General features: G+C 42.9%; 18 protein-coding genes. 10 read left to right on the forward strand and 8 right to left on the reverse strand.

Going from position 1 to position 19,607, the window contains the following annotated elements; genetic code table 11:
• Positions 1 to 32: 32 nt before the first annotated feature.
• On the forward strand, positions 33 to 1,577 hold the full coding sequence (locus tag U0R10_RS00210) for a glycerol-3-phosphate dehydrogenase/oxidase (protein ID WP_377981662.1): 1,545 nt from the start codon (positions 33 to 35) through the stop codon (positions 1,575 to 1,577).
• On the opposite strand, the gene U0R10_RS00215 is transcribed toward U0R10_RS00210, so the two are convergent.
• Positions 1,578 to 1,799: a DUF2795 domain-containing protein gene (locus U0R10_RS00215; RefSeq protein WP_130895915.1), complete on the reverse strand. Its 222-nt coding sequence runs from the start codon at positions 1,797 to 1,799 to the stop codon at positions 1,578 to 1,580. It lies immediately after the preceding gene.
• Positions 1,800 to 1,934: 135 nt separating this feature from the next.
• Here U0R10_RS00215 and U0R10_RS00220 point away from each other — a divergent pair, with 135 nt between their 5' ends.
• A complete protein-coding gene (locus U0R10_RS00220) occupies positions 1,935 to 2,690 on the forward strand; it encodes a copper homeostasis protein CutC (protein WP_377981663.1) in 756 nt (251 codons plus the stop codon).
• Here U0R10_RS00220 and ftsZ read toward each other — a convergent pair.
• The 6 genes from ftsZ to U0R10_RS00250 all read right to left on the reverse strand — a co-directional run bounded on the left by ftsZ (position 2,687) and on the right by U0R10_RS00250 (position 9,403).
• Complete coding sequence (gene ftsZ, locus U0R10_RS00225; RefSeq protein ID WP_377981664.1) at positions 2,687 to 3,958, reverse strand: cell division protein FtsZ; 1,272 nt, start codon at positions 3,956 to 3,958, stop codon at positions 2,687 to 2,689. The two genes, U0R10_RS00220 and ftsZ, sit on opposite strands and share 4 nt — an antisense overlap.
• Before the next feature lie 41 nt (positions 3,959 to 3,999).
• The gene (locus U0R10_RS00230; RefSeq protein ID WP_377981665.1) at positions 4,000 to 5,487 is read right to left on the reverse strand and encodes a M20/M25/M40 family metallo-hydrolase; all 1,488 of its coding nucleotides are present in this window, start codon (positions 5,485 to 5,487) and stop codon (positions 4,000 to 4,002) included.
• Positions 5,488 to 5,555: 68 nt separating this feature from the next.
• Positions 5,556 to 6,563, reverse strand: coding sequence for a thioredoxin family protein (locus U0R10_RS00235; RefSeq protein WP_377981666.1), 1,008 nt, complete (start codon positions 6,561 to 6,563; stop codon positions 5,556 to 5,558).
• Between the two features lie 25 nt (positions 6,564 to 6,588).
• Positions 6,589 to 8,118: a YifB family Mg chelatase-like AAA ATPase gene (locus tag U0R10_RS00240; protein ID WP_377981667.1), complete on the reverse strand. Its 1,530-nt coding sequence runs from the start codon at positions 8,116 to 8,118 to the stop codon at positions 6,589 to 6,591.
• Positions 8,119 to 8,165: 47 nt separating this feature from the next.
• Positions 8,166 to 9,065, reverse strand: coding sequence for a S66 peptidase family protein (locus U0R10_RS00245; RefSeq protein ID WP_377981668.1), 900 nt, complete (start codon positions 9,063 to 9,065; stop codon positions 8,166 to 8,168).
• A gap of 8 nt (positions 9,066 to 9,073) precedes the next feature.
• Complete coding sequence (locus U0R10_RS00250; RefSeq protein WP_377981669.1) at positions 9,074 to 9,403, reverse strand: DciA family protein; 330 nt, start codon at positions 9,401 to 9,403, stop codon at positions 9,074 to 9,076.
• 347 nt (positions 9,404 to 9,750) lie between these two features.
• On the opposite strand from U0R10_RS00250, the gene U0R10_RS00255 reads away from it, so the two are divergent.
• The 8 genes from U0R10_RS00255 to U0R10_RS00290 all read left to right on the forward strand — a co-directional run bounded on the left by U0R10_RS00255 (position 9,751) and on the right by U0R10_RS00290 (position 16,547).
• The gene (locus U0R10_RS00255; RefSeq protein WP_377981670.1) at positions 9,751 to 10,587 is read left to right on the forward strand and encodes a MotA/TolQ/ExbB proton channel family protein; all 837 of its coding nucleotides are present in this window, start codon (positions 9,751 to 9,753) and stop codon (positions 10,585 to 10,587) included.
• Positions 10,588 to 10,655: 68 nt separating this feature from the next.
• Positions 10,656 to 11,255: an ExbD/TolR family protein gene (locus U0R10_RS00260; protein WP_377981671.1), complete on the forward strand. Its 600-nt coding sequence runs from the start codon at positions 10,656 to 10,658 to the stop codon at positions 11,253 to 11,255.
• 26 nt (positions 11,256 to 11,281) lie between these two features.
• Positions 11,282 to 11,797 (forward strand): ExbD/TolR family protein, encoded by a 516-nt coding sequence (locus U0R10_RS00265; protein WP_377981672.1) that lies wholly within the window; start codon positions 11,282 to 11,284, stop codon positions 11,795 to 11,797.
• Between the two features lie 34 nt (positions 11,798 to 11,831).
• Entirely contained in the window at positions 11,832 to 12,650 is an 819-nt protein-coding gene (locus U0R10_RS00270; RefSeq protein WP_377981673.1) for an energy transducer TonB, read from the forward strand.
• 68 nt (positions 12,651 to 12,718) lie between these two features.
• Positions 12,719 to 12,961: a hypothetical protein gene (locus U0R10_RS00275; protein ID WP_377981674.1), complete on the forward strand. Its 243-nt coding sequence runs from the start codon at positions 12,719 to 12,721 to the stop codon at positions 12,959 to 12,961.
• On the forward strand, positions 12,951 to 13,847 hold the full coding sequence (locus U0R10_RS00280; protein WP_377981675.1) for a PstS family phosphate ABC transporter substrate-binding protein: 897 nt from the start codon (positions 12,951 to 12,953) through the stop codon (positions 13,845 to 13,847). Before U0R10_RS00275 ends, U0R10_RS00280 begins: the two co-directional genes overlap by 11 nt.
• Before the next feature lie 158 nt (positions 13,848 to 14,005).
• Positions 14,006 to 15,721 carry a tetratricopeptide repeat protein gene (locus U0R10_RS00285; RefSeq protein WP_377981676.1) on the forward strand — a complete coding sequence of 572 codons (1,716 nt, stop codon included), beginning with the start codon at positions 14,006 to 14,008 and terminating at the stop codon, positions 15,719 to 15,721.
• A 52-nt stretch (positions 15,722 to 15,773) separates the two neighbouring features.
• A complete protein-coding gene (locus tag U0R10_RS00290; protein ID WP_377981677.1) occupies positions 15,774 to 16,547 on the forward strand; it encodes an SDR family NAD(P)-dependent oxidoreductase in 774 nt (257 codons plus the stop codon).
• Between the two features lie 8 nt (positions 16,548 to 16,555).
• On the opposite strand, the gene U0R10_RS00295 is transcribed toward U0R10_RS00290, so the two are convergent.
• Positions 16,556 to 19,486: a T9SS type A sorting domain-containing protein gene (locus U0R10_RS00295; protein ID WP_377981678.1), complete on the reverse strand. Its 2,931-nt coding sequence runs from the start codon at positions 19,484 to 19,486 to the stop codon at positions 16,556 to 16,558.
• Between the last annotated feature and the right edge of the window lie 121 nt (positions 19,487 to 19,607).

The following is a 19,607-nucleotide window of genomic DNA, read 5'->3' on the forward strand; positions in this document are numbered from 1 at the left end:
AATCATTTGTTTAGAAGTAAATAATCCATGCTATGGCATTCAATCGCCCAGATCAATTACAGAAACTAGAGGCACCATTTGATCTATGTATCATTGGTGGTGGTGCCAGTGGTGCTGGGGTTGCCTTAGATGCGACATTGCGTGGATATCGTGTTTTGCTCATCGAAAAGGGAGATTTTGCTACTCAAACTTCGTCCAAGTCCACCAAATTGGTCCACGGAGGCGTGCGATACCTCGAGCAGGCTGTTAAGAAATTAGATTGGCAGCAATTTAAAATGGTCTATAAAGCGTTACATGAGCGCAAGGTTTTATTGCAAAATGCTCCATTTTTGGCACACCCCTTAGCTTTATTGACGCCATGTTACACGTGGTTTGATCGTGTTTATTACCGCATTGGCATGTGGGTATATGATTTGATTGCAGGACGCACAAATTTAGAGCCTAGTCGGGGATTAAGTCAGCGCCAAATGCGAGATCTATGTCCGAGTTTAGAAATGCATCATGTGCGTGGCGGTGTTTTATACTATGATGGGCAATTCAATGACGCGCGGTATGCGCTTGCCATCTTACAAGCCGCAGAGGCTGCGGGTGCATGCATATTGAATTATGCCACATTGAATTCGTTTGTTCATTCCCCCAAGAGTTTAAAAATTAAAGAGGTTTGCTGGACTGATCTTCTATCAGGTCAAACCTATCAAATCCCCATTAAAGCCGTCGTCAATGCGACAGGGCCATTTACAGATCATGTTCGGGCATTGGCTAATCCGAAATTAAAGCCTCGGATGAAAGTGAGTCGCGGTGCGCACATCGTTTTGTCTGCAGATTTTTGGCCAGGTGCCACGGCTTTGTTAATCCCTAAAACGGATGATGGCCGCGTAATCTTTGTCATTCCATGGCGCGAATATGTGTTGGTAGGTACCACAGACGACCCCGATTCACTGTCCGAATCACCTGAAATTCTACCGGCAGAGGTTGATTATTTGTTAGACTATTTTAATCGGTATGCGACGAAAAAAGCAACCCAAAAAGATGTGCATGCGACTTTCGTAGGTCAAAGGCCATTATTGCAGGCTGCATTAGACAGTGCTTTGTCGACCGATACCAAATCTTTAGTGCGCGATCACGAGGTTGAAATAGACGGCCGAAGTAAGTTGGTGAGTATCATGGGTGGTAAATGGACCACTTACCGTGTCATGGCTGCCGACACACTAAATGAGTTGGAACGAGAAGTTTTGCACAAGTCTCCCAGCGTTTGTCGCACACAAGATCACACACTTGTGGGGGGATACGAAAATGAAAAGTCTCGTTATTTAGTGGAGGCGGCTCACTTGCCGACCGATATTCAAACCCATTTATGGGCTACCTATGGTTCACAGGCATTTACCTTATTAACGCGTGATTTAACGCGTATTCACCCTGAATTGCCTTATGTGGCTGGTGAGCTGGATTACCTAAAAACACATGAAATGGCGACTTGTTGGGAAGATGTACTCATGCGCCGCTGGGGAATCGGTTTGCGTAATGCACGGTTGGCAGAGGAGATTAAGGCCAACAAAAAAGAGGCTTTCGCCTCTTAATTAATATTCGTCTTCGTTGAAAAAGAAGTCATCTTTTGTTGGATAGTCTGGCCAAATTTCTTCAATGCTTTCGAAGGGTTGTCCATCGTCTTCTAATTCTTGTAAGTTTTCAACAACTTCCAAAGGTGATCCTGTGCGGATCGCGAAGTCAATTAATTCATCTTTAGAGGCTGGCCAAGGCGCATCTTCTAAATAGGAGGCAAGTTCTAGTGTCCAATACATATGATTTGTAATTTTAGTATTTCAAATTGATCTGTGTGCAAAAGTAAAATAAAAATATATTTATAAAAGATTTATTTTTTAAATTTTGAATAAATATCAAAAAGTCTCATTTTCGGCGTTTATTCGCCTCTTTTTATGAAAAATAATCAAGAAATCGCCGTTGAAGTTTGCGCCTATTCCCTCTTTTCTTGTTTGGCAGCTGATCGCGCAGGAGCCGATCGCGTCGAACTATGTGCTGGCCCACATGACGGAGGGACGACGCCTTCCACCGGTTTGGTTAAGCGGGTGTTAGCGGATACCAACATTCAAGTGCATGCGATGTTGCGACCGCGAGGTGGTGATTTCTGTTATGATGCCACGGAGAAGCAAACGATGTTAGCGGAGGCGGCTGATTTAGTGGCTGCGGGCGTACATGGATTAGTTGTGGGAGCTCTGCTGCCAAACGGGGATCTAGATATTGATTTTTTGAAAGATATCATACGGGTGGCTAATGGCGTCTCCCTTACCTGCCATCGGGCCATAGATGTTTCTAGAGATCCATTAGAGGTCATGGAAGGGCTCATCGATTTAGGCTTTGTTCGGATTTTAAGTTCAGGCCAAAAAGACAAGGCCATGGATGGAATCGAAGCTTTAGCGGAGATGGTTGAACGTGCCGATGGCCGCATTCAAATCATGGCTGGCAGTGGGGTCAACCCTCAAAACTGCACCTTTTTCAAGCAAATAGGGGTTGATGCGATACATTTAAGCGCACGAACAGTTCGTAATTCGATGATGGAATACCGCAGACCCGGCATTTCCATGGGTGGTGTTGCCGCGATTTCAGAATTTGAGGTAGCGCTGGCAAGTGAAGAAATCATTCGCCAGGCTATTCATCAAATACGCTTGAATTAGTTTTCGAATAAATCAGTTACGACCCAATCCTCTTGGCGGATTGTTTCTAATGAAATTAATTCTGAATGATTACGCTTGAAGGTAGGGACGTTAAATTCCATTTCTGAAATTCCCCCATTGACATATTGCGAGACCATTTGATCAAAGCGCTCTTCCTCTGATAAATTTTCAGCTTCAAGTGTAATTGGGTTCCCTGGTATTAATTCTTGTGCTTCAAACTCTCCTTGCGTGTAAGGCTTGGATTTATTTCCTTTGAAATAGTCGTTGAAGCCATCTTCTTCATGCTCAAAACCTGCGGCAATTACCGTTAGATATAAGCTTTCATTTAGATCATTGTCGGTCGAATAACCAAACTTCACCATATCCGCTTGGGCATAGATGCGATCATTCAAGTAATTGATAATGGTGTTTTGTTCCTTCATCAATAATGGACGCTTGCTGCACGTAGATACCGTTACTAAGATGCGCTTCGCGCCCTTAATTTCTTGAGAATTTAATAAAGGAGATTTCAATGCTTCTTCAATAGCATCCGCAGCGCGATTCTCGCCTTCACCATAGGACGAACTCATCATGGCTTTTCCGGCGTTTGTCAATACTTTCTTTACATCCATAAAGTCAGTATTGATATCACCTGGTTTTGAGATTACGTCCACGACCGATTTAACGGCTTTTGCCAGGACATCGTCTGCTTTCGAGAAAGCATCGGACATAGGTAAATTTTCGTAGTGTTCGGCTAATTTATCGTTCATGACAACGATGACCGTGTCGCAAAAACTTTTTAATTTATCCACGCCCGCCATAGCGAAGTGGATTTTATCTCTTCCTTCCCACTTGTAGGGTGCAGTGACTACAGCAACGGTTAACAAATTACGCTCACGTGCGATTTCTGCAATGACCGGTGCGGCTCCTGTTCCTGTTCCTCCACCCATACCCGCGGTGATAAACACCATTTGCGTATCATTCGATAAGACTTGTTGGATTTTTTCGCGAGATTCCAAAGCGGCTTGTCGGCCTACTTCCGGATCCGTACCAGCACCTAAACCTTGTTGGCCCAACTTAATCTTCGTTTGCACCGGGTTTGACGCTAATGCTTGCGAATCTGTGTTGCAAATAACTAAGTCGGCGCCTTTGATATCCATCTCTTTCATGTGCTTCACGGCATTTGAGCCGCCACCACCGATACCGATAACTTTGATGATAGATTTAAAAGAATTTTCCGGAATCATTTCCATGTCGTGATCAAAAAAAGAGGGGTTCGAAGTATTCATGTAGGCAACAATAGGTCAATAAAGTGTAAAAATACGTTTTTTTAGTTATTCCCCCAACGCCATTCATTGCCTAATTCCAACTCTCGGCGCAAGTTTTGCTTAATGAAAAAGTCGCGTGTGGAATAGAAGTCGAGCTTTTTGGCAGGGATGGTGGGCGCGTTACCCAACGCATACAGTAACATGGCTGTATACTTTACATTGTTTTCCATTTCTGATTTATTTACTAAATCGAATGAATCGCAATTGGCATGGTAACAATCTAACACGGATTTGGTTAATTTCCCCAAGGGGTCAGCTGCGGGAATACCTTCCATTAGAAATGCTTGATGATCTGAATGTAGTCCGGCTGAATTGTGAATTTCATTGCCAAATTTCGCATCGATGGATTTGATTTTATCCCCGATTTCCTTCAGGATAGGAAGCATTTCATCACGTCCGCCTGCATTAAATCCATAAACGTTATTCACCATGTCTAAATTGATCATATAGACAATATCGTCAATTTCCCCTGTGCGTTTTGCGCGTTCAATGTAAGCTTTAGAGCCTAGCAAGCCCTCTTCTTCGCCCATAAACGCCACAAACTCAATGGTACGCTTGCTTGTCAAACCTAGGGCTTTAAATGTACGGGCGATGTCTATGACAGAAAATGAACCAATTCCATTATCAATGGCTCCCGTGGCTAGATCCCAAGAATCTAAATGGCCGCCGATGATGATTTTTTCATGGCGAAGTTTTCTGCTTTCACCTTTTAAGGTAGCTACTACATTGCGCGCTTTGATCGGTTGGCTCACATTATGCATCTCAATCATGCTCAATAAGCCTGGCTGCTCCACGAGCCATTTGCGTAATTCAGTGCCGCTTTCAAGTGAAATACAAACAGCCGGTATGGAAATTAAATTACCTGTTACGGATGCCGTTCCTGTTAGTAAAACTTCCCCTTTGACGGTGTTGACAAAGATGACACCGATGGCACCATATTGAATAGCTAAGGCTGTTTTCTCGGAACGATGTAGATTTCTTGTGCCGGCAGGGGCGTCTAATAAGCCGATGTTCGCTAGCACCACTTTGCCCTTTACGAGGTCTTTTTTGGCGGCAAAATCTGCATCTAATCCATTGCCGCAGTCGATGATTGTTCCTGTTACGTTTGCTTCTACTGGTGTAAGTGCTAAGGCAACTACTTTAATGTCTCTAAAGTCATCTGATTTGGGAGGAGCAACGGATAAGGTAACGGTATCGCGCGCCCAAGCTTCAACTTGAAATCCTTCATATTTGGTATCGCGAAATCCGTAGCTTTTGAATAGTTGGTAAGCAAATTCTTCTGCTTTTTTGCCGTTGGCACTACCTGTTAACCGGTGGCCAATTTTCTTACAGGCATCGCCCAAGGTGACATAGGCTTTAGAATTTTGATCAACCTCTTCTTTGATGCGCTTGAAGACAGACTCCAATGATTCTTCTCCACCTAAGGGAATGGAACTCGTTGCCAAGATTCCAATGGAACTACAAATAAGTAGGAGTAAAACTTTTTTCATACAAGGAGCACAGAGGTTACAAATTTGTCAATGAAATTAATGCATTTACAGGAAAATTGCAAAATGAATTAAGGTAAGGGACAAGGACTTGTGGCATCTCCTTTTCGGGTTAGTTGCTTACACCAAAATGCTTTCTCTTTTTCTGGAATTGGTTTCCCTTCGTAAAACTGATTGATGCGCTCAATTGCTTGCATTGTCTTCGCTTGATCTAGGTCAATAAGGACCTCTAGGACAATAAATCGCATCGCAATTTGTTTAGCAGGAATCCCAAGTAGTGTCAAATCATTTTTGATGGACTGAATACGTGCTGGACTATAGGTGCGTGCTCGACTAGAAAAAATACTCGACATCAATACATTTTCAGCCATTTGCTTGACCATGGCCGTGTCGTATTTGGCATAATAGGCAGGAAGATTTTTGATGAAATAACTAAAAATTGGATTGTCTGAATCAAGCATTGCTTTTTGAATCAAAAGAAAGTTCAATTCGGATCCGTAGTTTTCCGTCGCTTCTGATTTCGCATAGTCGTTGACAATGGCTATATTTTGTGTCGTATCCATCGTGACGCGCGTATAGAAAGCAGTGGAAAGTAATAAGTCTGGTTGGCGATCACCTGCTTGGTAACGCGCTAATTTCGCTGCATCGCGTTCTTTAGGATCTGTGGCGAGCTGTAGTGTCTTAAGAATCCCGGGTACTGAATTCAATTCTTCGCCCATAATTTCTATATGCCAGATTTTGCCCTCGGGCGAGAGGATGATAAAAGATGGGGTGGAAGGAATGTAGATTTTATTCTTGCGTAAGAAGAGACCATTTTCTCGTTTAGAAAGATCTAATTGATAGGCAAGGAAGTTTTTATCTAGGTAATTTTTGATGACCGGGCTCCGCAAGGTTTTGTCGTAGGCAAAACAATGGGAACAAGTAGGCAGAAATGCTTCGAGTAAAATCGGTTTTTTTTCTTTGGCTGCCCGCTGAAAAATAGCTTCGGGGGCTTCCCACGTTTTGAAGGATGGATTTTGTCCAAAACTTGAAAGTGCGAGTGTGCATAAAAAACCAATGATTGGAAGCGTTCGAGTCATCTTTAATATTTTTCTCAAAAATACATTATCCTGCCCAATTTTCTCTATCTAAATTTCGATACGTGATGGCCTCAGCCATGTGACGGGTATTTATTTCTGGTTGGTCCGCTAAATCTGCAATGGTTCGGGCTACTTTGAGTATGCGTTCATAGGCGCGTGCTGAAAGTTTTAATCGACGCATGGCTTGTTGCAAAAGTTGTTCTACCTCTGGGTTGAGCTGACAATATTGACGGACTTGGAGGCCCGTCATCCCTGCATTGGCATGGACTTTGGGACTCTGGATAAACCGCAGTTGCTGTAATTTTCGTGCATTAATCACGCGTATACGAATGTCCTCGCTGGCTTCGGCTATTTCAGGTGATCGGATGTCTTCAAAGGCGACCGGACTTACTTCTATATGTAAGTCGATGCGATCGAGGAGTGGCCCCGAAATTTTATTCAAGTAGCGCTTGACCATTTCTTCGCCACAGGTACAGTCTTTAGTAGGATGGTTGAAATAGCCGCAGGGACAGGGGTTCATGCTGGCGATGAGCATAAAGTTTGCCGGAAATTCGATGGCTGATTTGGCCCGAGATATCAGTACGAGATGGTCCTCAAGTGGCTGGCGCATGACTTCTAAGGCATGACGTGAAAATTCAGGCAATTCATCGAGGAATAGGACACCGTTGTGTGCCAATGAAATTTCTCCCGGTTGCGGACTGGAGCCACCACCGATTAGCGCAGTAGCAGATATACTATGGTGTGGGGCTCGAAATGGGCGCTTTGAAATCAATTGTGAATTTTGCGCAATTTTTCCTGCGACAGAGTGAATGATGGTGGTTTCCATGGCTTCTTCTAAACTGAGTGGAGGCAAGATGCTCGGTATGTGTTTGGCCAACATTGTTTTCCCGGCTCCTGGTGGGCCGATGAGGATCAGGTTATGCCCACCTGCCGCGGCGATCTCGAATGCTCTTTTGGCTACTTTTTGGCCATGGACATGGGCGAAATCCAGACTGTTGTCATAGGTATACGTATTCGTTTTAGTCGTGGGAAAAGGAATGTGACTGGTTTTTCCGCGTAGGAACAGGACGGTTTCTCGTAAGGTTTCCATGCCAAAAACCTCCATTCCTTCAATTAAAGCGGCTTCCGTCGCATTGGCTAGCGGCAAAATTATTTTAGTGAAGCCTTGTTTTTTCGCTTCAATTCCCATGGCTAAAGCACCCTTGATTGGCCTAAGTACGCCATCCAGCGCAAGCTCTCCCATAATGACAAAATTAGCTAATGCTTGCATATCCACTTGCTCGGAGGCATGCATCAGCGATAAAGCGATGGGCAAGTCATAGGCAGAGCCTTCTTTCCGAATGTTTGCGGGGGCCAAATTAATGATCACTTTGCGTCTGGGGAAAAAGCAGCCCATGTGTTTGATGGCTGATTCGACACGAAGGATTGATTCTTTGATGGTGGAATCTGGCAGGCCTACGAGAAAGCATTTGCTGCCGCGTCCTACATTCGTTTCAATGGTGATTAGTGCGGCGGAAATGCCAATAACGGACATGCCGTAAGTTTTTGCGAGCATCTTTTTTTATTAAATCTACGTGTGTGCTCGCAGATAATCGAAGGTTTCTAATCAGTTACTTGGACAATTTCTGCATTTACCAAGAACTTGATTTTTTTACCTATTGTAATGGCCTGGTTGTTGGGAATGTGTCCAGCTGGGAAATCAAAAGCTATTGGATAGTGATAGTCTGCCGTATGCTCGAGGATCATGTCTTCGACACCTAAGCCTATGGTTAAACTAGCTTCTTTGCAATCGGTAAATCCGCCAATGATCAATCCGGCTAGGTCGGCCAAATATCCCGCTCGCTTGAGTTGGAGTAATAGTCGGTCTACATGATACAGGCGTTCGCCTACTTCTTCAATGAAAAGAATCTTCCCTTTGGGATTAGGGAAACTGTTACTTCCAATCAAGTGGGTGAGTAATGACAGGTTGCCACCTATGATACTTGCTTCCGCAACGCCATGTTTATTTAATGCGTGACTCGTGGTATGAACGTGGGTAAGACCTTCAAAAAGTAGGGTATGTAAATTGGCCAATGCCGCTTCTCCACCTTTTTGGCAGAAATTATTGGGCATGGGTCCATGTATGCTGGCAATGGAAAAGGTGTCAATGTGGCAAAGAAGTGCGGTGATATCGGAGAAGCCAACGATCCATTTGGGGTTCTTGCGAAATTTCGTAAAATCCAACCCGTCGAGGAGTCGGCTGACGCCATATCCTCCGCGTAGTGGAAAAATCGCTGCGATGCTCGGGTCGTCGAGCATTTGTTGCAGGTCCGAGCGGCGTTGCTCATCTGTTCCGCCTAACCCAAAGTGCTCGGCTAAATAATGATCTCCCAATACAATTTCTAGTCCCCAATCGGATAAAACTTGAAGTCCTGCTTTCCATTGATCGGACGTGGGATGTGATGCGGGCGAGATGATGCCTACACGATTTCCAGGTTTTAACAGGTGGGGTAGTTGGGACATGGGTAGTATTATAAGAATACGACTTCTTGTATCAGTTCGGAATGTGCGTATTTGTTAATTAATTCAATCATTTTGGCTTTGGCCATCATGAGTTCTTTTTTGAGCGGCGCGCTGTCTAGTTGGAGAAACAGTTTGCCGTTTTTGATATACATTTTTTGGGTCCGAGCGGCGATTGGTTTGCCCATGATCTCTTCCCAGTGGGCTACTATATAGGTTTCGTCGTATTGGCCTTGGAGTTTGTAGACGCGTAAAAGGGACTCAATCGCCTCCTTAAGGGGCTGGCTTTCACTTTTGCGGTGTGCGGCGCGTGGGCCTTTGGGGCTAAAAGGGGAATCCATTTTCGAAGTTTACGGAGCAAAGGTATGTTTTTTTGGTACTATTTGGGGTCGTAATTGGTCGATTTTAATTTTTTTTTAATTTTTTTTTCAAATTTTAATTCTCAAAAAAGTACCTAATAAAGGGGCTATTTTTGGGTAAAATATCAAGATAGTACAATAGCTTTTTTTTTGGGTCGAATATTTTGTGCGGTGGGGGGTTTGGGGCATGTAAAAATTAAATTAGAATTGCATTACTTTTGCTTGTACTGAAAAATACAACGGCAGTTAAACTATGAAAACTACTCCGTCATTTTTCAACAAGTTTTATTAACAAAAAAATAATTCTTTAACCCCAAATTACCAAACTAATGAGTACACAACAACCAAAGCCAGCTGCTAAGCCAGCTGCAACCGAAAAAAAATCTGGCGGTATTTCTGCAGGTTTAATCCTAATTGTCCTGTTTGCTATTGCGATTGCAATTTACACCCTTGTCATGGGAGATGGATCTCACTTTGAAGGTGGAACAAACGAAGGACACCCACTTCCAGGTGACTACTTTGGTGTAGTTTACAAAGGTGGAGTTATTGTGCCAGTTTTGATGACTTGTTTCTTAACTGCATTAACATTCTCAATTGAGCGTATGTTTACAATCGGTAAAGCAAAAGGAACTGGTGATGTAAACGCATTCGTTCGTTCAGTACAAGCTGCGTTGGACAAAGATGATGTTGAAGGAGCTTTAAAAGCTTGCGACAAGCAAAAAGGTTCAGTAGGTAATGTTACTTTAGCTGCAATCAAAAAATACAAAGCGTTGATTTCTGATACGGCTTTGGATAAAGAGCAAAAATTAGCTGCATTAAGCAAAGAAGTGGAGGAAGCTACTTCATTGGAATTACCAATGTTGGAGAAAAACTTGACAATCATTGCAACATTGGCGTCAGTATCAACTTTGATCGGTCTATTAGGAACGGTAATTGGTATGATCAAGGCCTTTGCTTCATTAGGTAACTCAGGTGGATCTACAGATTCATCAGCGTTAGCAAACGGTATTTCTGAGGCCCTAATCAATACGGCATTAGGTATCGGTACTTCGGCGATCTGTATCATTGCATACAACGTATTTACAGCGAAAATTGATGAGTTAACTTACAGCATTGATGAGATCGGCTTGAGCGTTAACCAGAACTACGCTACGCATCACAATTAATATTTGAACCGATTTAGGGGCCTAGCCCTTTCATTCAATTTTATTCACAGTTCAAAAAAATAATTGTTATGCCAAAAGTTAAAGCCAAAAGACAAAGTGTCTCACTCGACATGACAGCGATGTGTGATGTGGCTTTCCTTCTTTTGACGTTCTTCATGTTAACCGCGAAGTTCCGTCCAGAAGAGGCAGTTACAATCACGCCACCATCATCTATTTCAGAGAAACCTTTGAATATAAAAGATGGTATGCTTATGGTTAGTGTTTCACCAGAAGGAGGAGTTTATTTGGCAACTGATGATCAACAGGCAAGAGAGTTTATGTTAGAGCGTATGGCTAATCGCTATGGAATCGCTGTAACAGCTGAAATGAAGAAGAACTTTATGGCTTCTGAAATTGTAGGCTATCCTCTTGGTGCGATGCGTCAGGTGTTAAATATGAAACCTGCCGATGCTAAAAAGCTAAGCAAGGGAATTCCAATTGATTCAACCAACAACGAGCTTTCGTATTGGGTGGGTTATGCGAAATTGTCTAATCCGGAATTGAAGGTTGCCGTAAAAGGAGATAAAGAGTCTAACTACAAAGTATTTGCTGATATCATCGGTACTTTGCAAGCTCAGAACATCAATATCTTCCAATTGGTAACGGGTCCGGAAAACAAACCGAAATAAGTTTTCATTTTTAATTACAAACAGAAATGGCAGAAATAGATAGCTCCGGTGGCGGGAAGAAAGGCGGGAAGAAGCGTAGTAAGAAAATGTCGACCAAAATCGACATGACACCCATGGTGGACTTAGGCTTCTTGTTGATTACTTTCTTTATGTTAACAACTACGTTAGCAAAGCCCGTTACCATGCAATTAAACATGCCTGATAAAACGGATACGAAGGAAACGTCACCTGTTAAATTGTCTGAAACACTTACGGTGTGTCCAGACGAGAACAAGGTGTATTATTACCAAGGTATTCCTACAGAAGCAGGTACAGTAATGCAAGTGACCAACTATTCAGAGACAGGAATTCGTAAGGTAATTGCGGATCTTAAGGCGAAAGTTGGTTCTAATTTTACTATCGTAATTAAGCCTACGAAAAAAGCAAAATATCGGAATATGATTGATATGCTTGATGAGTGTGCGATTACCAATAACAAGCGTTATGCTTTGTTGGAAATCGATCCGGATACGGAAGCTTTGATTAAACGATCAGGTAAATAGACCTATTAAATTAATTTTAAATTAAACGAATATTATGTCACAAGTAATAAGCCAAGATACTACTTTGGATGATATTATCTTCAAAGACAAAAACCGTGAATTCGGTGCTTTTGTTCTTCGGAAGACGTATCCCAAAGTAATGAAGCGGTCGGTATTACTAGGCTCTGCACTCTTTGTCGGTGCTCTTTTGATCGCAGCTTTCTGGAAACAGTTGACTGCAGCGTCAGAAGATAAGACTGAGGTGACAGCTGAAGTAATGAAATTGGATAAGCCAGCTCCACCTAAGAAAGTAGAGTTGCCTCCACCGCCACCACCGCCACCACCCAAAGAAATTCCTAAGGTGACGACGACTAAATTCTTACCTCCTGAAATCAAGCATGATGAGGAAGTAACGAAGCCTGAGCCGCCGCCTGAAGAGGTGAAAGGTAATACGGCATCTGAAACTGTTAAAGGGGAGTCGGAAACGTACGAACCACCAGTAGATCCAGATGCTAAGGGTGCAGAACCTGTTGAGCCGCCAAAACCAGCTGAAGATGAGATCTTTACAGCGGTTGAGCAAAATGCCGAGTTCCCTGGTGGTCCTCGTGCTTTTGGCCAGTTCTTACAGCGTAACTTGCGTTATCCATCTGCGGCACAGCGTGCCAACGTAGGCGGAAAGGTATATGTTCAGTTCGTAGTTAATACGGATGGAACGATCCAAGACGTTCAAGTATTAAAGTCTGTAGGTTTTGGTTGCGACGAAGAAGCGATTCGTGTAATTAAATCGGTACCAAGATGGACTCCTGGTAAGCAATCTGGACGTGCAGTACGTTCACGTTTTACGCAGCCGATCACGTTCGTATTATCTGAGTAATCTCAATTATTGAATTTTATCAGACCTGCTAAATGTACATTTGGCAGGTCTGATTGTTTAAACTACTTATGAAACTACCCATTGCTGTTCTGATTAACATCTCATTCCGTGTAGTCGTTGCGCTAGCTTATAGTGGCTTAGGTGCCTACGTAGCTGTGTGGTCTGATTTTCAATTAGGTGATTTTGCTGGTGTTCCCATCGTCAAGATGTTAGGAGTGCTATTTTTTGTCTATGGGATTTTCCGACTTTGGAGAGCCTATTTGTATTTTAGTGAAATGAACGATCAAAATTATGGGCATTATGAAGACTAAGATTTTGTTTTTTGCCATGGTATTTGGGATTTTCGCATGTGGTGAATCTAAAAATGATGCACCCAAGGATGGACCCGCAACCGGTTCAATCTCCATTGGTGTAGATGAATCTTTTCAGCCATTAGTCAATGCGGAGAAAGCTGCCTTCGAAGAAAATTATCATTTTGCTAAATTGAATCTGGTGTTTAAACCGGAGAATGAGTCGATTGCCGACTTGCTAAATGATAAAGTACGTTCCGTTGTCGTATCACGTGAGTTAACGGATGCGGAGAAAGAAATATTTACACGCGAAAAAATCACTTACCGTAGTTTTAAATTTGCTGCGGATGGGATTGCGCTGATTGCCAATAAGTCAAATAAAGATACTTCGATAACGCTTGACCGCTTAAAGTCCTTGTTGAACGGTTCTGCAAAAGATGGAAATTCAATAGAATTGGTCGTTGACAAAGCGAATTCGAGCAACATTAAATTCTTGGTTGACCGTTTCGGACTTGGAAATTCTGGTTTAGCAGTTGCCGCCGTAGGATCAAATAAGTCTGTCATTGAATATGTTCAGTCGCACAAAAATGCGTTAGGGATCATTGGTTCAAACTGGATTAGCGATGGAGATAATCCTACCTCATTGGGTTTTATACGTTCCATTCAAGTAATGTCTGTGTCTGAAAATGGGAAAGACTACTACCAACCTTTTGGGTATAATTTAGCCTTGAAGAAATATCCATTGCGCCGTGAGATCAAAATGATTCTGAAAGAATCGCATTCAGGTTTGGGTACAGGATTTGTTAATTACGTGTGTGGTGACATGGGACAATTGATTGTTTTGAAAGCGGGGTTAATTCCATTGACCCGACCTATCACGATTAGACAGTATCAAATCAGCCAATAAACGTATTTTTGGGATTGACATTTGTCAGTTTTTCAAGATTTTTGCTTAAATTTGTCATTCTAAAAAATATAAAACTTTACTAGTAATTTATTGAACTTTTCAATGTTACGCCTAAGCATACTTCTTTTAAACAAAAATTTAAATTACAAATGATGAAAATGAAATCATGGCTTTTGGGAATTGGTCTTTTGTTGACCAATCTAGCTTTCGGGCAAACGATTCAAGATGGTCTACATTTATTAGATCGCCATCAGCCAAGTCGAGCGAAACAAGTTTTTGAGGGGTTGGTTGCTGCAACTCCAACAGGTGAAAATTATTTCTATTTGGGTTACTATTACCTGACACAACGTGATTGGGATAATGCCAAGGCTACCTTCGAAAAAGGAAAAGCGGCAGATCCTAAAAATTACTTAAACCAAGTGGGTCTAGGTTCTATTTTAGTAGGTCAAAACAACGTGTCTGCAGCAAAAGTAGAATTCGACCGAATTCTAGCGGATACAAAAAACAAAAATATCGATGTGATGTACCGAATCGCTGAGGCGTATTCTATGTATTACATTCTAGGTAAAGAAGAAAGTTTCAATGCCAATAACAACGATCCAGGTGAGGCAATTCGCTTAATCGATTTGATTCAGGAGCGTTTGATGAAGGATAAGAAAATGCCTACTGTGGAGCATTACATTGTTAAAGGAGATGCGTATTTGATCAAAAATGACGGTGGTAATGCAGTAACTGCTTACGAGACAGGTTTGATGCAAGATCCTAAAAACGTGAAGGCTAAAGTTAAAATTGGAACGGTTTATTTACGTGGTAAGAACTATAAAGAAACACAAGCGCGTTACAAAGAGGCCATCGACTTAGACTCAAACTATGCACCTGCACATCGTAGATATGGTGAGTACTTGATCGTAGGTGGTCAGTATAAAAACGCATCGCGTTATTTCCGTCGTTATTTAGAGAAGGCGGAAGCAACTCCAGAGGTTACGTTAGAAACAGCTAAATTATTGTTCCTTTCTAAGGATTATGAAGGAGCCATGAAATTTACAGATGATGCGGACAAGCGTGGGGTGAAAGATAATGACATCTTCCGTATGCGTGGATATTCAAATGTGGAGATGGGTAATTTCCAACAAGGTATTGATAACCTAGACGGTATGGTGAAGCGTGGTGTGAAGCCATACTTTATGGATGATTTGTACTTTGGAAAAGGATACCAAGGTTTAGGGAAAGATTCAATCGCTCTATTATATTTAGAGAAGGCTGCTCCTTTGGATACGAACAATAACGTATATTCAATCATTCATGATGTTCGTTACAAGCAAAAGCGTTACAGCGATGCAGCAGCAGCTGGTTTGAATTCAATTCAGTGGAAAGTTAAAAAGGCTCAAACGGTTGGTTCAGGTGACTACTTTAAAGTTGCGATGGATTTTTATTTGACAGCAGCTTACATCAACAAGGCTGATACATTAGGTCGTCCAGCGATGGCGATGCGTGCCGATTCGATGTTTGCGAAAGCAATTGAGATTAATGACAAATGGCCTCCATTCTACATTAACCGTGCACGTGCAAATAACTTTATTGACTACACAGGTACGAAATGGTTAGGCGCTCCTTGGTATGAGAAATTTGTTGCCGCAGTGGAAACACAAAAAGCAGAGAAGAGTACGCAATACAAAGAAGATAAAAATCAATTGTTTGAAGCCTATAAATTCTTAGGCGGATATCATTTGTCGGTGACCAAAGATGAAGCTAAAGTGAAAGATTTATTCACCAAAGCACAAGAAATTAAGCCTGAAGATCCAGATATCAAAGCTTATTTCAATCCAACACCAGCCGTAGCGTCTCCCGCTGCGCCTGCTGCACCAAAGAAGTAATTAGTTCTAAAAAAGCCCAGCAATGGGCTTTTTTTTATTAAACCCACACGCTATGTCGTACGCATTAATCACTGGAGCAAGTAAGGGAATTGGTAAAGAGATTGCTAGCATTTTAGCATCTCAAGGCTATCATCTGTTATTGATTGCACGTAATTCGTATGAATTACAAATGGTCAAAGAGGAGCTCGAGAAGAAATATGCGATTCAGGCCGACTACCTTGTCAGTGATTTGAGCGAGGAGGGGGCAGTGGACCGCATTGTTCAATGGGTTGATTCTAAGCAAATTGATTTACGTATTTTGGTTAACAATGCAGGCTATGGTTTGGTGGGCCAATTTGAGTCGTATTCTTTTGAGGAGAACCAAAAGATGATGCAGGTAAACATGAATGCCCTAGTGGACATGTGCCAGAAATTCTTCCCTTTCCTCTCTGGAAAAGGAAAGACACATGTACTCAATATTGCTAGCTCTACCGCTTATCAGGCTATTCCGAACATGAGTTTATATGCAGCTACTAAAGTATTCGTGCTTAATTTCTCCCGCGGTTTATACCATGAATGGAAATCTAAAGGTGTAATCGTGACGGCAGTCAGTCCGGGTGCGACAACAACCAATTTTAACGATCGGGCAAACTTGCCAGCTAAAGCGCGCAAAGCTGCTGAAAAAATCACCATGACTCCTGAGTCTGTTGCCAAGCTAGCTGTAGCGGGTATGTTCGCTGGGAAACAAGAAGTCATCACTGGCTTTGTCAATAAATTAGCTGCCTTTCTCGCCTGGGTAACCCCTAAGTCGGTTAGTGAAAAGATTGCCAAAGGGATTTACGAGTAACAGCTTATTTAGTTTTTCATAACCGATATGATTCTTGTTTTTATTCCTTCATCGGTTTCAAATCTGAGTATGTAATTCCCGTTCGCCAACTGATCAGCTAGCCTAATGCGATGCCTAAATGCAGAGGATCCCAATTCCCAACGCTGCATGAGATGCCCCTGAAAGTCAATTAATTCAATTCTGCTTTGCAACGTTTCGTTTAATATTTCAATTGAAATGGAGCTACTTTGAGTAGGATTAGGGTAGATCGAAATGCCACCTAATTCCGTTGGCAAGGTATATAGGTAGAATTTCGATTCAGACTTGCAGGTAATTGGGAGAGATTTGTCCAACGAATAATCCTTCAGCGCGTTTACGGTATATATTCCTGTATTGAATAGTTTTATTTGATTGAGCGAATCTGATAATAATACCTGATTGAATTTCCAAACATAGCGATCCGGCTTATCCATCAAATTACGTGCTTGAAGAAAATAAGAGCCCATTTTTTCGAGTATGGGACTGCTTGGATTTTGTCTGGCTAGTAGGGTTAAGGGTGGGCTTGGGATGGACCAGCAGCCATATTCGTTTTGGGTTTTCAGTGTTATTTTTTCTGAATTTCTGACGACGATGCTGTCTTCCGAGCTACCTGTATTCCATGCATAGCGAAAAGCTGGAGTTGCATGAATCGTGACGAAAGCGCCTTGGCAAAACTGACGGTTAGGATATGCCCGGATGAATGGTTGTGGTTCGGCGGGGAAATGAAATGAAGAGATGGGGTCGCTCCATGCCGACCAGCATCCGTTGGGATCTTGGTACTTTACCCGATTTACTTCGGGCGTTTTGCTATACCGTGTTTGGGTACGCTCACCTGAATTCCATGCATATTGCTCACTAGGAAGGTCTGCTTGTAGTTTAGTGGAATCACCTGCGCAAAATCCTGCCTTCCGTTGACTGATGATCGCTGGCGTTTGTGGCAACGAACGTACGCGTAGTGAAATGGGTTTATTGGGTTCAGACCAACAAACTCCATCGGTTGCGGTTTGGGCGGAGAATGTAAATTGCCCTGAAGATGTGCCAATAAATTTACCATGTACAGGTGCGTCGTTCAACCATTTTAGATGGTTTACATTCGATCGAACCTGTATTGTATCTCCTAGGCATATTTCAGTCGCAGAGAGTAAAATCTCCGGCGGGGATGGGCGCTCATGCACTTCGATATAGATTCCATCTCCTCGATGGATGCAGCCATTTTTCTGGACAACTGGTTGGTAAAAACCTGGTCGAAGTTGGCCCGAAATCACCTGTTGTTCCGCCAGTAGATGTCCATTCAATTCCCAGCCGATAATGGTAGTATGTGCAGGAAGGACAGCTTGTAGTTTAATATCATCTCCGCTGCAGGCAAAATTCGCATAAGTGGTTTCAATAGAGACGGCTGGTCTTTGTATTTCGGGCAAAGTAACTTGAATAGGTGCTGCTGCTGTTCCAGGACATCTAATTTGTATATAAGTTTCAAAGCTGGCGGAAATGGCCGTAGACTCTCCCAGTCCGATGAGCTTTTCGGGGCCATATTGATTGAAAATTTGAGGGGTGTTTGGGCACCCCATGACGGTAATTTGGTAGGTCTCATTTCCGCAATTCGGAGAAAGCGTAAAAGAGATTCGTGGGACCTCGGGTTCTTTGGCAGGTGGTATTTCTACCACAGGGTCCGGTGTCGACGGCGGGGTTTCGGGTAATGGTGTAGGCGGATTAGTAGGTGGTGTAGGAGGGTTAGGCGGAATAGGGATTGTATCACATTCGACGGAGGATTTGATTCGGACATTGATAGCCGTGCGTGCGCTCTCACAGTTATTCACCATTTGACTTACGAATCGCGTGACGGTTGATGCTGGCGTCAGACCAGTTACGTTTATTTGCGTGGCAGTGGATACGGCTGTGCTTGCGGTCGCTGTTAGGTACCAAAGGTTATTCGTCCCTCCCGAAGCTTTGAATGTAATGGGAAGATAGACACAGATTGATTCAGGTGTTCCCGCGTTCAGTGGTGCGCTTGGTTGCACAAATGCTTGTGCGCCCGTGCCTCGTGAAGGGAGACTTTCACAACCTAGTTTTACACACGTCGCCGTATAGATGCGTGGGTTTGGGTCGCTAAGTATGACGGTCGCTTTTGCTCCTTGTGACATCGGATTTCCATCCCGGTCATACCATTGTGTGGTATAGGGAGAGCATCCGGTCGAATTTAGGGTGATCGGCTGATCGATGCAGCCTTTGTAGAGACTTGCCGCATGAACCGGAATCGGACTCGTTTTTACTTGAAGTAAAATGTCATTCGAGCTACGTGGGCAGGTTGTTGTTTGGTTTAGATTTACTAATGAACCCTCATTGTCATTATTGGGGCTAATCGCAAAATTCATCCGTATTTTATATCGATAGCCATCCATCTCGGTACGGACTTGAGAAATACTCAAATTGGGTGTTTGCGTGCCAGCGTAAGTCGCGTTATCTGTCAAATCCTGAAATGGGGAATTGTTGACTGATACCGTCCATTGGAAATTTGACGCCTGATTTACTGTAGGAATTTGAGCTTCCAAGCGGCCATTTCCTCTTGCACAAATACTTGGATTTAGAATGTTTGTAATGGTGTGCAAGGTGATAGAAGCCGGCTCAGAAACGACAAGACAGGTGGATGCATTTAATTTTACGCGGTATTGGGTGCCACTCGGATGGGCCGTTCCGCCAGTTGGGTAGATTTGATAGCTTGCTTGTGTTGCCCCAGAAATGTTTGTAAATGAAGCATCTTGTGGCCGTTTCTTTTCCCATTGAAACTGGCTGGCATTACTAACCACCATCATCCGTATCGAATTTGTTTCACAGTCGGACTGACTGCTGGGTTGTTGGCTTATCACCGGACACTGCGCCAATAATCCCCACGGAATGGCTAAAAATAGGATCAGTTTTTTCATTGGCTTAGATTCACATTGCTCCTGCAAGGTAACGGAGACGTGGCTAAGCCCTTATTCCTAAATTGAATAATCGATTGATTATCAGTTTGTTGGCATAAAAAAACCAGCCCCCGAAGAACGG

It is taken from the genome of Aquirufa avitistagni (assembly GCF_042715545.1).
Taxonomy (GTDB): domain Bacteria; phylum Bacteroidota; class Bacteroidia; order Cytophagales; family Spirosomataceae; genus Aquirufa; species Aquirufa avitistagni.